General features: G+C 53.9%; 12 protein-coding genes. 2 read left to right on the top strand and 10 right to left on the bottom strand.

Going from position 1 to position 14,213, the window contains the following annotated elements; genetic code table 11:
• Window positions 1-124 precede the first annotated feature (124 nt).
• The 9 genes from rpiB to G604_RS0102740 all read right to left on the bottom strand — a co-directional run bounded on the left by rpiB (window position 125) and on the right by G604_RS0102740 (window position 11,538).
• Complete coding sequence (rpiB, locus tag G604_RS0102780; protein WP_028909217.1) at window positions 125-568, bottom strand: ribose 5-phosphate isomerase B; 444 nt, start codon at window positions 566-568, stop codon at window positions 125-127.
• A 75-nt stretch (window positions 569-643) separates the two neighbouring features.
• Window positions 644-2,665 (bottom strand): transketolase family protein, encoded by a 2,022-nt coding sequence (locus G604_RS0102775; RefSeq protein WP_028909216.1) that lies wholly within the window; start codon window positions 2,663-2,665, stop codon window positions 644-646.
• Window positions 2,666-2,850: 185 nt separating this feature from the next.
• On the bottom strand, window positions 2,851-4,014 hold the full coding sequence (gene galK, locus G604_RS0102770) for a galactokinase (protein WP_028909215.1): 1,164 nt from the start codon (window positions 4,012-4,014) through the stop codon (window positions 2,851-2,853).
• Between the two features lie 42 nt (window positions 4,015-4,056).
• Window positions 4,057-5,364 (bottom strand): MFS transporter, encoded by a 1,308-nt coding sequence (locus G604_RS0102765; RefSeq protein ID WP_028909214.1) that lies wholly within the window; start codon window positions 5,362-5,364, stop codon window positions 4,057-4,059.
• 97 nt (window positions 5,365-5,461) lie between these two features.
• Window positions 5,462-6,553, bottom strand: a complete 1,092-nt coding sequence (locus G604_RS0102760; RefSeq protein ID WP_028909213.1) for an aldose epimerase family protein — start codon at window positions 6,551-6,553, stop codon at window positions 5,462-5,464.
• Window positions 6,554-6,695: 142 nt separating this feature from the next.
• Window positions 6,696-7,982: a bifunctional folylpolyglutamate synthase/dihydrofolate synthase gene (locus G604_RS0102755; RefSeq protein ID WP_028909212.1), complete on the bottom strand. Its 1,287-nt coding sequence runs from the start codon at window positions 7,980-7,982 to the stop codon at window positions 6,696-6,698.
• A 60-nt stretch (window positions 7,983-8,042) separates the two neighbouring features.
• Window positions 8,043-9,212: a molecular chaperone DnaJ gene (gene dnaJ, locus G604_RS0102750; protein ID WP_028909211.1), complete on the bottom strand. Its 1,170-nt coding sequence runs from the start codon at window positions 9,210-9,212 to the stop codon at window positions 8,043-8,045.
• A gap of 33 nt (window positions 9,213-9,245) precedes the next feature.
• Window positions 9,246-9,860, bottom strand: coding sequence for a nucleotide exchange factor GrpE (grpE, locus tag G604_RS0102745; RefSeq protein WP_028909210.1), 615 nt, complete (start codon window positions 9,858-9,860; stop codon window positions 9,246-9,248).
• 64 nt (window positions 9,861-9,924) lie between these two features.
• On the bottom strand, window positions 9,925-11,538 hold the full coding sequence (locus tag G604_RS0102740) for an ABC-F family ATP-binding cassette domain-containing protein (protein ID WP_028909209.1): 1,614 nt from the start codon (window positions 11,536-11,538) through the stop codon (window positions 9,925-9,927).
• 128 nt (window positions 11,539-11,666) lie between these two features.
• On the opposite strand from G604_RS0102740, the gene G604_RS0102735 reads away from it, so the two are divergent.
• Entirely contained in the window at window positions 11,667-12,560 is an 894-nt protein-coding gene (locus tag G604_RS0102735; protein WP_028909208.1) for an RluA family pseudouridine synthase, read from the top strand.
• Entirely contained in the window at window positions 12,561-12,710 is a 150-nt protein-coding gene (locus G604_RS15365) for a hypothetical protein (RefSeq protein WP_196801080.1), read from the top strand.
• A gap of 303 nt (window positions 12,711-13,013) precedes the next feature.
• Here the strand turns inward: G604_RS15365 and G604_RS14655 are convergent, their stop codons facing one another.
• On the bottom strand, window positions 13,014-14,054 hold the full coding sequence (locus tag G604_RS14655; protein ID WP_155941838.1) for a hypothetical protein: 1,041 nt from the start codon (window positions 14,052-14,054) through the stop codon (window positions 13,014-13,016).
• Window positions 14,055-14,213 lie beyond the last annotated feature (159 nt).

Raw genomic sequence — 14,213 nt, 5'->3', positions numbered from 1 at the left:
ATTCTTATCTTTGCAACAGTTATCCTGAATACAATCTTTTTACCTTAAGATGGACTAATACCTTAAACGATGAACGCCCCGCTCTGTGAAGAGCGAGACGTTCAACATTTATAGACCCAGTGGTTTATTTCTGAACGGGGATCTTCTTGACGCGACGCTCATGACGGCCACCTTCGAAGGAGGCGGTGAAGAACTCGTCGAGGATCTGCTCGGCGGTCTTGTTATCGATGAAACGGCCTGGCAAAACGAGGCAGTTGGCGTCGTTATGCTGGCGGATGAGCTCAGCGATGTCCTTGCACCAGGTAAGGCCGGCGCGTACACCCTGATGCTTGTTCAGGGTCATGACCATTCCCTCACCGCTGCCGCAGATGGCGATACCGGGATAGACCTCACCGCTCTCGATGGCTTCTGCCAGCGGATGGGCGAAATCGGGATAGTCAACACTCTCGTCACTATATGTACCGAAGTCCTTGTAAGGATAGCCCTTCTTCTCGAGATACTGAAGGACGAACTGCTTGAGGGGGAATCCTGCGTGATCGCAGGCGATACCTACTGTCTTTACTTCCATAAACTTGCTTTTTAAAAGGTTAATAATAAATCCGCTCATGATCCCCGGAGAGCCCGAGGTCATGAGCGGAAGATTTTATACTTCTGCTAAGAATTCTTTTACTTGTTTGTAGACATTGTCACCCGTGTAGCCGAGTTTCTCGTCAAGTACCTTGTAAGGAGCGGAGAAGCCGAAGCTCTTCATGCCATAGACCTTGCCGTTGGCACCTACGAGGCCTTCGAGGGTAACAGGAAGACCGGCCGTGAGACCGAAGATCTTGGCATTCTTCGGCAGTACACTCTCCTGGTATTCTTTCGTTTGGCGACGGAAGAGGCCCTCGGAAGGAGCGCTGACGACGCGTACTTTCAGGCCGTCATGGCGGAGTGCCTCAGTGCCGGCTTCGAGGGTAGAGACCTCAGAACCGCTGGCAACGAGGATGACATCAGGATTCTCATCACTGCCTTTGACGATATACGCACCCTTGCGGGCCTGCTCGTAATCGTTGCCTTCCGGCAGACAGGGGATGCCCTGGCGTGAGAAGATGAGTGCTGTCGGCGTATCCATATTCTCCATGGCCATCTCCCAGCAAACCTTTGTCTCATAGACATCGGCGGGACGGAAGACGCGGACACTGTCCTGGCCTTTGTGGTTCTGCAGTTTCTCCATGAGACGGATCTGAGCCTCCTGCTCCACGGGCTCGTGGGTAGGACCATCCTCACCGACACGGAAGGCGTCGTGGGTCCAGATGAACTTCACGGGGACCCCCATGAGGGCAGCGAGACGAACGGCGGGTTTCATATAATCGGAGAAGACGAAGAACGTGCCCATAGCGGCGATGACACCCCCATGAAGCATCATACCGATGCACATATCAGCCATCGTCAACTCACTGACACCAGCCTGGAAGAAGGCACCGGAGAAGTCACCCTTTCTCAGTTCGTGGGTCTCCTTGAGGAAACCGTCGGTCTTATCGGAATTGCAGAGATCTGCGGAAGCGCAGATCATATTCGGTACCTGTTGAGCGAGTACTTTCAGACAAGCGGAGGAGGCAGCACGTGTGGCGGCATCCGGCTTCAGCTCCACCTTACTCCAGTCGATTTTCGGTGCTTTTCCGGAGAACCAAGTATCCATGAGGGCTTTCTTCTCGGGATTCTCTTTGGCCCATTCTGCTTCGGCATTGCGACGTGCAGCGACGATCTTCGTGAGCTCCTCCCGACGGTCATCATAGAGCTTCTTGACATCATCGAAGATGGCAAAGGGATGCTCGGGATCGCCACCGAGGTTCTTGATGGTGTTGACATAAGCACCGTCACCCAAGGGAGCGCCGTGGGTCTTGACGTTACGCTCATAGCTGCTGCCGTCGGCCTTGCGGGCACCCTTACCCATGACGGTATGTCCGATGATCATCGTCGGACGCTCCTGCTCGGCGATACCGGCATCAAGGGCCTTACGGATCTGTGCGACATCATTACCGTCAATCTCAATGACATTCCAATCCCAGGCACGGTATTTGGCAGCCGTGTCCTCTGTCGTGACGACCTTCGTCTCCGTAGAGAGTTGGATGTCGTTGGCGTCATAGAACATCACGAGGTTATCGAGGCCGAGGGTACCGGCGATACGGCCCACACCCTGAGAGATCTCTTCCTCTACAGCACCATCGGAGATATAACAGAAGATACGATGCTGCATGACGGTATGTCCGAGACGGGCCTCCAAGAATTTCTCTGCCACGGCAGCGCCGGCAGCGATGGCATGGCCTTGGCCCAGCGGACCGGAGGAGTTCTCGATGCCGTGGGCAACGTCACGTTCTGGATGACCGGGACAGACGGATCCCCACTGGCGGAACTGCTGAATATCCTCAAGGGTGAAACGGCCCTGGAGCGTCAGTGCGCCATAGAGCATCGGACTCATGTGACCGGGGTCGAGGTAGAAACGGTCACGGCCGGTCCAGAAGGGATCGGCGGGATCGTAGACGAGATATTCAGAGAAGAGGACATTGATAAAGTCAGCGCCGCCCATAGCGCCACCGGGGTGGCCGGACTTGGCTTTCTCTACCATGGAAGCAGCCAGGATACGGATGTTATCGGCTGCACGATTCATAAGTTTGATATCGTTCATTTTGTTTAGTGTGATGCTTCTTTTTCGGTTGGGGTGTGTAAATACACCACAAATATACGGCTTTTTCTTGAAAGTGACAAATTTTGAACGATGTTTTCAATAAAAACTCATTGTTTTATGAGATGGTGGGGGAATAAAAAAGTAGGTGGCCGCAACATGGCGGCCACCTACTAGTAGGGTTCTGATTAGTCTATTTTTCTTGCGCCATCACTGATGACGACGGGGTAGACCTCGGGCGTATGACCATATTTGGCAGCGAACTTTGTCTTGGCATCCTCAATGAACTTGTCATAGAGCTCATCCTTGACGAGGTTGATGGTGCAGCCACCGAAGCCGCCGCCCATGATACGGCTGCCCGTGACACCGTCTTCCTTGGCGATGTCATTGAGGAAGTCGAGTTCCTCGCAGGAAACCTCATACTCTTTGCTAAGTCCCTCGTGCGTCTCATACATCTTCTTGCCTACGGTCTCATAGTCACCCTTCTCGAGGGCATCGCAGACAGCGAGGACGCGGTCTTTCTCACCGAGGACGAAGTGGGCGCGCTTGTAGTCTTCCTCGCCGACTTCCTGACGGACCTCCTCAAGCTGTTCCCACGTACAGTCACGCAGGGTCTCGAAATGTCCCTCGGGATGTTTGGCGGCGATGACCTTCACGACATGCTCGCAGGAGTTGCGGCGGTCGTTATAGGGTGAGCCGGCGAGCTCGTGCTTGACCTTGGAGTTGACGAGCACGAGTTTGTAGCCTTTCGGCTCGAAGGGGAAATATTCGAACTCACGGCTGCGGCAGTCGAGGCGCATGAGCTTGCCTTTCTGTCCGAAGACGGAGGCGAACTGATCCATGATACCGCAGTTGACACCGATATATTTATGTTCGTTAGCCTGACCGGCGAGGACGATGTCCCACTTGGAGATCTTGTTGTCGGCGAAGAGGTCGTTGAGGGCCACGCCGAAGCAGCTCTCCATAGCGGCGCTGCTGCTCATGCCGGCACCCAGAGGCACGTCACCAGCGAAGGCGATGTTGAAGCCTTTCACGTCGACGCCGAGGGCGCGGAACTCCTGGATCATTCCGTAGATGAAGCGTGCCCAGGTAGCATGGGGACCTTTGGGGTCGTCAACCTTAAACTCCACGCGGTCCTTGAGATCGATGGAGTAGCACATCACCGTATCCGTACCATTGGGGCGCACCTCCGCGAGGATGCCCTTGTCGACAGCGCCCGGGAAGACGTAACCGCCGTTGTAGTCCGTGTGCTCGCCGATGAGGTTGATACGTCCCGGAGCGGTATAGAGATTTCCTGTCTTGCCGTCGAAGTGCTTGATGAAACGGCTTCTTACATATTCGATATCTAACATAGTTGTTTGTTTTATTAGTTTGGTGAGTTTTCTGGAGAATGCTTAGTCTACAGGGATATCCTTGTTGATGTTCTTACTGCCGACGAGGGCGTAGAAGAACATGTAGGCGATGGCGATGAGGGGCACGATGTAACTGATCATGTAACCGGCGTTGTCAGCGATATAGTTCTGGATCAGCGGGAGGACGCCACCACCGACGACCATCATCATGAAGATACCGGAAGCCTGAGCGGTATATTTACCGAGACCTTCAGTAGCAAGGTTGAAGATGGAAGCCCACATGATCGACGTGCAGAGACCGCAGAGGACGAGGAACAGCGCGCTCATCGGAACTGTCGTCATGGCGAAGGAAGAACCGGTGAACAGCGGCATCGTCGTCGTCACATCTTTCGGCGTGAACATGGCGATGAGGATGAAGATGACGGCTACGGACGTGTTGGTCAGCATCATCGTGCGGGAGGAGATCTTGTCAGCGATGAAGCCGGCGACGAAACGGCCGACGAGCATCAGCAGCCAGTAGGTACCGGCGACGAAGCCACCGATGGCGGCGGCATTAGCCATCAGGCCTGCGCCCTTGTCGGATGTATCGGAGATATAGAAGTTCAGCGTACCGGGAATACCGACCTCAACGCCGACATACACGAAGATGGCGATGACACCGAGAACGAAATGGCGGAAGCTCCAGGGGCTGTGCTCAAAGACGGTGTCGGCCGTTGTCTTACCCATCTCAGGATCCTGGATAGGGATGAAGGAGAGGGCGATGAAGGCAGCGGCGAAGACGGCGAGGGCGATGTAGAGCACGAGGTTCACGTCAGCCATCTTGGTGCTGGAGGTGACGGTACCGATGAGGGCACCGACGAACATAGGCGTCAGCGTGCCGGAGAGGGAGTTCAGCGTACCACCGATGAGGTTCAACTGGTTACCACGGTTACCACCGCCACCGAGGAGGTTCAGCATTGGGTTGACGACGGTGTTCAGCAGACAGACGGAGAAACCGGAGATGAAGGCACCGAGGAGATAAACATAGAATCCCGTCATTCCTGTAGGGAAGCCGGAGAGGAACTGGATGAGTACGCCGACGAAGCCGACGCCGATACCCAGAAGTGCCGTTTTCTTATATCCGATTTTCGTGAGCAGCTTACCGGCGGGTATACCCATGAAGAGGTAAGCGAAGAAGTTCATGAAGTTACCCATCATACCGAGGAGGTTGCTGCCGCCGATCTCGGGCTGGTTTTTCCACACCACGCCGATGGGTGCTGCGAGGTTAGTGACGAAAGAGATCATTGCATAGAGAAACATCATCGTAATGATGGCAATGACGGTTCCGTGCTGTTTGTTCTGATTTTCCATTTTGATCGTAATTGTTGAAATTTGTTGTTTCAGATGTGTGTTAAAGATTGGTGAATCCATCCGTCATGGTATGGCGGATGGATTCCATGGAGATATGTTATTTCTCTACACCGAACTGATAGATGGTTTTCTGGGTGTAGGTCTCACCGGGATTCAGTTCCACGGAGGGGAAATATGGATGATTCGGCGTGTCGGGGAAGTGCTGTGCCTCGAGGCAGACGGCGGAGCGACGGGGATAGGTCGCGCCGTGGGTGCCTTTGATACCGGCAAGGAAGTTGCCGGTGTAGAGCTGCAGACCCGGTTCTGTGGTATATACATCGAGCGTACGGCCGCTGACGGGCTCCAGCAGATGAGCGGCATGGGAGAGCTCGCCCTCCTCTTTCTTATTGAGCACGTAGTTATGGTCATAGCCGCTGCCGTTCTTGATCTGCTCGTTGTCGGTATCGTTGATATGGTCACCGAAGGCCATGGGCTTACGGAAGTCAAACGGCGTGCCTTCTACTTTCCGGATCTCTCCCGTGGGGATGGAGACGGGATCGATGGGCAGATAGAAATCAGCGTTGAGCTGGCAGATGACATTGTCGATCGTCGGGGTGGGGTTGGCGATACCGGCGAGGGCGAAGAAGGCGTGATTCGTGAGGTTGATGATTGTCTTCTTATTCGTCGTAGCCTGATATTTGATGATCAGCTCATCATCATCAGTGAAGGTGTAAGCCACCCAGATCTCGAGCTCACCCGTGAAACCTTCCTCACCATAGGGACTCGTCAGCTTGAGGACGCAGGCCTGGTCGTTCATGCGGGTGACATCCCACACACGTACGTTATAGCCTTTCTTTCCGCCATGGAGGTGGTTGGGTCCGTCATTGGTAGCCAGTTGGTATTCCTTACCGTGGAGGGTGAACTTTCCCTTGGCGATACGGTTGCCATAACGACCGATGAGACGGCTCAGATAAGGCTCGGGAGAGTTGATGACATCGTGGATATTATCATGGCCCATAACAACATTGCCGAAGTTGCCGTTTTTATCGGGGACCATGATGGCTACGAGGGCACCGCCGAAGTTGGTGAACGCCACTTCATGGCCTTTCTTGTTCTTGAGGATGTAGAGGTCGGTCTTCTTACCTTCTACCGTGGTCTGGAAATCCTCTCTTTTCAGGCCACACAGATTTTCAGTTTCTGTCGTGCTCATATTCATTCGTTTTTAGTTACTTTGCAATAGTGTTTTGTTATTTATTGCAAAGTAACGAAAAATCCACGACTTTGACAAAAAAAATCCACTGAATTTGCATTCAGTGGACGTTAATTTTTTCTAATTATAAACATTATCGGTGTTATTGCAATCCGGAGAGGAGGTCAGCGACGACATAAGAAGAGCCGCCGACGAAGATGAAGTCATCTTTGTCCGCCTCCTTCAGTGCAGCCTCGTAACCCGCCATGACGGTGGGGAAGGGAGTACCATGGAGTCCGTGCCGTTCTGCCGTCTCCTTGACCTTATCGACGCTGAAGGCACGTTTGCAGGCCGGCTGTACCCAGTAGAATACGGCATCCGTGGGCATCATGGACAGGACATGATCGATATCCTTGTCGTCGACCATGCCGAAGACGATGCGGCGCGTCTTGCAGGGCTGGTCGGCGATCTGCTTGGAGAGGTACTGCCATCCACCGACATTATGTCCCGTGTCGCAGATCACCGTCGGGTCGTCCTGCAGCTTCTGCCACCGTCCCTGGAGTCCGGTAGCCTCACAGACGGTAGCGAAGCCCTTCGAGATGCTGGCGGCATTGCGGATGACACCTTTATTATATAGGAGCTGGCAAGCTGTGAGGATCGTGTTCGTATTCTTATCCTGATAGATACCGCCGAGCTCACTGTGTATCGGACCGAAATAGCGGGTCTGATAGTTGCGGCCGCCATCTTTGGCAGCGTCGGCGGAGATGATCAACGGCAGGTCCTCGGCGAAGACGATGGTAGCATCCATCTCCTGCGCTTTCGACTCAAAGACGATACGCGTCTCGGGCACGGCCTCACCGATGACGACGGGCACGCGCTCCTTGATGATACCGGCTTTTTCATACGCGATCTTCCCGAGGGTGTTGCCCAGAAACTGCGTATGGTCGAAACTGATGTTCGTGATGACGGAGAGGATCGGACGGATGATGTTCGTACAGTCGAGCCGGCCGCCGAGACCTACCTCGATGACGGCGATGTCGACATGCTGGTCGGCGAAATACTTAAAGGCCAGTGCCGTGGTGAGCTCGAAGAAAGAGGGATGGAGGGGCTCAAAGAAGTCCTTCTCCTTTTCCACGAAGTTGACGACATAGTCTTCGGGGATACATTCGCCGTTGACCCGGATACGCTCTCGGAAGTCGACGAGGTGTGGGGAGGTATAGAGTCCCACCTTATAGCCGTCGGCCTGAAGGATGGAGGCGATGGTATGGGAGCAAGAGCCCTTGCCGTTCGTCCCGGCCACATGGACGGAGAGGAAATGGGTGTGGGGATGCCCGAAATGTTCATCGAGGGCCTTTGTGTTCGCCAGCCCTTCCTTATACGCAGAAGCACCCACATGTTCGAAAACAGGGGTGCTATTGAATAGATATTGTACAGTTTCTTGATACGTCATGAATGTATAAAATATTTCCCTTGCGTGGCCGCAATAGGACGGCCACCTACAAAAGGGAAGCTACGAGAACAAGTTCTTGATATGATCGAAGATTGACTTCTTCTCCGTTGATGAGGCTTGGGTGCTGTCGGAACCTTTGAAGACCTCGATGGCTGCCTTCTCCTCCTTCGTCAGCGTCTTCGGGATATAGACGGTGGTACGGACGATGATGTCACCCTTGCCACTGCCGTAGCCCTGGACGGCGGGGAGGCCCTTGCCGTGGAGGCGGAACTGCTTGCCGGGTTGTGTACCCGGTTCGATCTTCTGCTTGATCTTCGTGCCGTCGATGAGCGGAATCTCCACCTCACCGCCGAGGACAGCCGTGGGGAGGTCGAGGATGAGATTATAATACAGATCCTGACCGTTGCGGATGAACGTATCGTTGGGTTCCTCTTTCACGATGACCTGGATATTACCGTTGACCCCGTTGTGGCGGCCGGCATTACCCTTGCCGGGGACGTTGACGACCATTCCTTCGGCGACACCGGCGGGGATGTGGATCTCAACGACCTCTTCGCCTTTGACAACACCCTCGCCGCCGCAGTCCTTACACTTATGGGTGATGACCGTGCCCTCACCATGGCAGGTAGGACAGGTGGTCTGTGTCTGCATCATACCGAGCATCGTACGTACCGTCTTTACCGTCACGCCCGTGCCATGACAGGTGGGACAGGTCTGCGGCTGCGCGCCACCCTCGGCACCGGAGCCGTGACAGGTAGGACACTCGACGTCTTTCTTAACCTTGAACTTCTTCGTCACGCCCGTAGCGATCTCCTGGAGCGTGAGGTGTACCGTCAGGCGCAGGTCACTGCCGCGGAACTGCGGTTTCTGCGCGTGACCGCCGCCGAAGCCGCCACCGAAGCCACTGAAGCCTCCGAAGCCGCTGTGACCGCCGAAGATATCACCGAACATGGAGAAGATATCATCCATGTCCATGCCACCGCTGAAACCACCAAAGCCGCCTTGTGGACCGTCGAAGCCGAACTGGTCGTACTGCTGACGTTTCTGCGGGTCATGGAGGACATCATAGGCCTCCGCGGCCTCCTTGAATTTCTCCTCGGCCTCTTTGTTGCCGGGGTTACGGTCGGGGTGATATTTGATGGCGAGTTTACGGTATGCCCGTTTGATCTCGTCTGCTGACGCGTCCTTGGCGACACCAAGGACCTCGTAATAATCTCTTTTCTGAGCCATAATAATAGTGGGGAATAGGTTGAGCCGGAATGATTACTGACCAACGGCCACCTTGGCGTGGCGGATCACCTTATCGTTGAGGGTATAGCCCGTAAGGACACAGTCGATGACTTTTCCTTTCTTGTCATCGCCCATTCCCGGGACCATCGCGACGGCCTCCATATTCTCCGTATTGAAATCTTTATCCTTCGTATCAATCTTCTTGACGCCGAGACTCTCGAGGGTCTTCTCAAACTTGCGCAGGATGAGTTCCATACCCTCCCGGAGGGCCTTGCCGTCCTTATCTTTGTCGTTGGCGAGGGCACGCTCGAAGTCATCGACGACGGGGAGGATGGCCTTGATGGTCTTCTCGCCGCCGTTGAGGATGAGGTCGGCCTTCTCCTTCAGCGTGCGCTTGCGGTAGTTGTCAAACTCGGCGACGGAGCGGAGGTATTTGTCCTTCAGCTCGGCCACCTGCTGCTGGGCCTCTGCCAGCGGATCAGCGGCCTTCTGGTCCTTCTCCTCTTTTTGATCCTTGGCGGCCTCGTCAGCTTTTTTCTCTTCGGTGTCTGCCTTTTTGTCAGTATTCACCGTTTTCTGTTCTTCCTGGGCGGCCTTCTGCGCGTCGCCGTCCTCTACATGGATATTTTTCTTTTCTTTTTCAGACATCATTGCAATTTTTTGATTTTTGCTCAATGACTTGCAAAAGTTATGCCACGATGTTGGCATTACGTTAGTTATACATTTGTTCCTTCTGGGCCTTGATCTGCTCGTCGTAGATGTAGTCATCGTAATCCATGAGCTTGTCGATGGTACCCTTCGGCGTGAGCTCGATGATCCGGTTGGCGACGGTCTCGATGAACTCGTGGTCATGCGAGGAGAAGAGGACAATGCCCTTGAAGGACACGAGGTTGTTGTTGAACGCCTGGATACTCTCGAGGTCGAGGTGGTTCGTCGGCGTGTCGAGGATGAGGCAGTTGGCATTCTGCAGTTGCATACGGGCAATCATACAGCGCATTTTCTCACCACCGGAGAGGACATTGACCTTCTTTAGGACCTCCTCGCCGGAGAAGAGCATGCGGCCGAGGAAGCCTTTCATGGCCACCTCGTTGCCCGGACCGTACTGGGAGAGCCACTCCACGAGGTTCTTGTCACTCTGGAAGAACTTCGTGTTGTCGAGGGGCAGGTAGGCCGTGGTGATCGTCACGCCCCACTTATACTCACCGGCGTCGGCCTTGCGGTTGCCGTTGATGATCTCGAAGAGGGCCGTCATGGCCTTCGGGTTATGGGAGAGGAAGACGACTTTCTGTCCTTTCTCCACGGTGAAGTTGACATGGTCGAAGAGCACCGTACCGTCCTCATCGACGGCCTTCAGGTCTTTCACCTCGAGAATCTGGTTGCCGGGCTCACGGTCCATCTGGAAGATGATACCGGGATACTTACGGCTGGAGGGTTTGATCTCCTCCACATTCAGTTTGGCGAGCATCTTCTTGCGGCTCGTGGTCTGCTTGCTCTTGGCGACATTGGCGGAGAAGCGGCGGATGAACTCCTCCAACTGTTTTTTCTTCTCCTCAGCCTTCATGCGCTGGTTCTGGGCCTGACGCAGGGCGAGCTGGGAGCTCTCGTACCAGAAGGAGTAGTTGCCGGCGAACATCGTCACCTTACCGTAGTCGATATCCACCGTCTGCGTGGAGACGGCATCGAGGAAGTGACGGTCGTGGCTGACGACGAGGACCGTCTGCTCCACCTCACCGAGATATTCCTCCAGCCATTCCACAGTGTCGAGGTCGAGGTCGTTGGTAGGCTCATCGAGGAGGAGGTTCTCGGGATTGCCGAAGAGGGCCTTGGCGAGCATGACGCGCACCTTCTCGTTGTTGCTGAGCTCACTCATGAGTTTCTCATGCTGGCTCTCCTTCACGCCGAGGTTCTGAAGCAGCTGCGCGGCATTGCTCTCAGCCTCCCAGCCGTTCATCTCGGCGAATTTCAGCTCGAGGTCGGCGGCACGGTTGCCGTCCTCCTCCGTCATCTCCGGCTTGCTGTAGAGGGCCTCACGCTCCTTCATGTTCTGCCACAGGGGCTGGTGACCCATGAGGACGGTGTCGATGACGCGGTACTGGTCGTATTTGAAGTGATCCTGCTCCAGGACGGAGAGGCGCTCGCCGGGGCCGAGCTCCACGCTGCCCTTGTTGGGCTCGAGGTCGCCGCTGATGGCTCTGAGGAGGGTGGACTTGCCGGCGCCGTTGGCACCGATGATGCCATAGATATTACCATGGGTGAATTTCAGGTTCACATCCTTATAGAGGACTCTTTTTCCGAACTGGATTGCGAGATTCGTTACTGTAATCATTTTCTTAAATACTTATCTGATCATTATTTGCGTGCAAAGGTACGATTTTTTTCTGAAATGACCTAAGGAACATTTGTGCATTTGTCAAATATATTGTAACTTTGCATCAAAAAATAAGAAATATGACAATGCATCAACCAGGCAAGATGAGTCAGGGCGACTATGCCCATTACCGTGTGGACCATGAGGCGCCGCTGCTGGAGTGGCTCCTGGAGACCTTGAAAGGGGAGAGCCGCACGAAGGTGAAGGCGACGCTCCAGGGCCGTGGCATCCGTGTCAACGGCAAGACGGTGACGAAATACGACTATCCGCTGAAGCCGGGCATGAAGGTCAGCGTCTCGAAGACGAAGCGCAACCGCGTGACGTGGAAGAGCCGTTGGCTGAAGATCGTTTATGAGGACCGTTGGCTCGTCGTCATCGACAAGCGGGAGGGCATCCTGAGTATGGCGGCCGGCCATTCGACGCTGAACTGCAAGACCGTGCTCGACGAGTATTTCCATGCCACGCGGCAGAACTGTCAGGCGCATGTCGTGCACCGCCTGGACCGTGACACGTCGGGGCTGATGATCTATGCCAAGGACAAGGACACGGCGCTGGCGCTGGAGGAGGACTGGCATCATACGGTCTTCGACCGCCGTTATGTTGCCCTCGTCTCGGGAGAGATGGTGGATGATGAGGGGACGGTAGCCAACTGGCTGAAGGATAACAAGGCGTATATCACTTATTCGTCACCCGTGGATAATGGCGGCAAATATGCCGTGACGCATTATCATGTTCTCAAAAGAAGTGTTGAGCATAGTCTCGTGGAGTTCCGCTTGGAGACGGGGCGTAAGAATCAGATCCGCGTGCATACGGCGGATATGGGGCATCCCGTCTGTGGCGATATTAAATATGGTAATGGGGATGATCCTTGTGGCCGGCTGTGTCTCCATGCCTACCGTCTGTGTTTCTATCATCCCGTGACGCATCAGCCGTTGGAATTTGAGACACCGATACCGAACAATTTCATTAAAAACCTGTAGATGATGTCAGACTTCACCAATTACGTCATGGCCTTGGTGTTCCTGATCGTGGGCATCTGGCTGTTCAAGAAGATCACGTTCTGTCTTTTCCGTATCCTCATCGCCGTTTTCTTCCTGGCGGGGATATATTATTTTCTGTTTGTAGGGTAGGGACATGATTTATCATGTTCCGCCCATGATTCAACGAATATTCTCTGTGGAAATGGCTCCATCAATATTGATGATCATTGATGGAGGCATCTCGTCCACATGTTTTATCGAGTGGTTCAATATAAACGAAAAGACAGAATAACAGATTCTACATATACTGCGCGGCATATGTAAAATCTGTTACTCTGTCTTTTTTATTCCCGGTGTGGGTGGAACATGATGAATCATGTCCCGCACATCGTGGATTCATCCGTCGTACCGACGGCGGGCCGCCACAAGGGACGGCCCCTGCAAAGGGATGTTTTACTTCACGTATTTCTTTCCGTTAACAACGACGATGCCCTTGTAGGCCTTGCTGACGCGCTGGCCGGCGAGGTTGTACACCGGAGTGTTGGCGTTGACCACTGCGGCCTTCGGAGTAGCGATGCCCGTGGAGACGAGGGAAACGATGTAGTTGCCCTTGTTGATTTCATACGTGGTCTTGAACTTTGTCAGCTGACCATAGACGATGACCTCATCGCCCTCGTGGACATCCACACTGGCTTCGTCCTCAAAGGTCTTGTTGTCCAATCCGTTACCACCGTATACTTCCAGACTGTCAGTCGTGGAATTGATATCGTCCTTGATGTAATAATTGATATTCTTGTAAGTGGAGGAATAAGACGGCTTGCTGGAAACGATACCTTTTACATACACGTTGGTAGCGAGGCCCTCACCGGCATCGATGAGTGCCTTGGCCTTAGCGATGGTGTAAGCGGTCTCCTTGGTGTTGGAGATGTCAACGATTGTCGGCGTCGAGCCCTGCTCGTAGAGGGCTACCTTAGAGACCTGAACGAAACCATTTGTAGTACCTTTCTTGCAGTCAAAGACCAGGCGGTAGCACTTGTTGGCTGCGGGAGTGGTGACGGGGATCGTGATGTCGCCCTGTGCGGCACTGACATCGATGGTCTGCTCGGGGGCAGCGAAGGAGGCGGTGGTGGTATCTTTGGCAACGAGCAGCTTGACACTGTTGACATAGTCGGCACTGAACTTGTCGATGGTCACCACGATGTTACCGATGGCCTTGTCCACAGCCACTGCCGTCTCGATATAGGCCACTCCGGCTTGCGTCTTGTTACCACATTTGATGTACGTCCAAGAGCTACTGTTTTTGTTGTTGTTGAAGCCGTAGATGGTCCATTTCTGTCCGTCGGCACCAGTAGCATTCCAAGACTTGTTGTAAGCGCCAACGGCATCCTGCGTCGGTGCGGGGAATGTCAGCGTCTTGTAGGCGTCAGCGGCGCTGGCAACGGTTGAAACGAGCATCATGCAGAGCATGAGCGATAAGCGTAAAATTTTCTTCATAATCAGTTATTTTTATAGGTTTTACATGGCAAAGATACAAAAAAATTACATACGTGTCAAGTTTTGCGTGTTAAAAAATGATGAAGAAAAGGGGAGAAAAACGAAAGCGAAAAGGGAAATGTCATGTAAACGGGAGAGAAAGGAAAAAAATACTAATCA

This window comes from Prevotella sp. AGR2160 (genome assembly GCF_000424185.1).
Lineage (GTDB): Bacteria > Bacteroidota > Bacteroidia > Bacteroidales > Bacteroidaceae > Prevotella.
The sequence above is the reverse complement of the archived record's forward strand: the minus strand, read 5'-3'. Positions and strand labels throughout refer to the sequence as shown.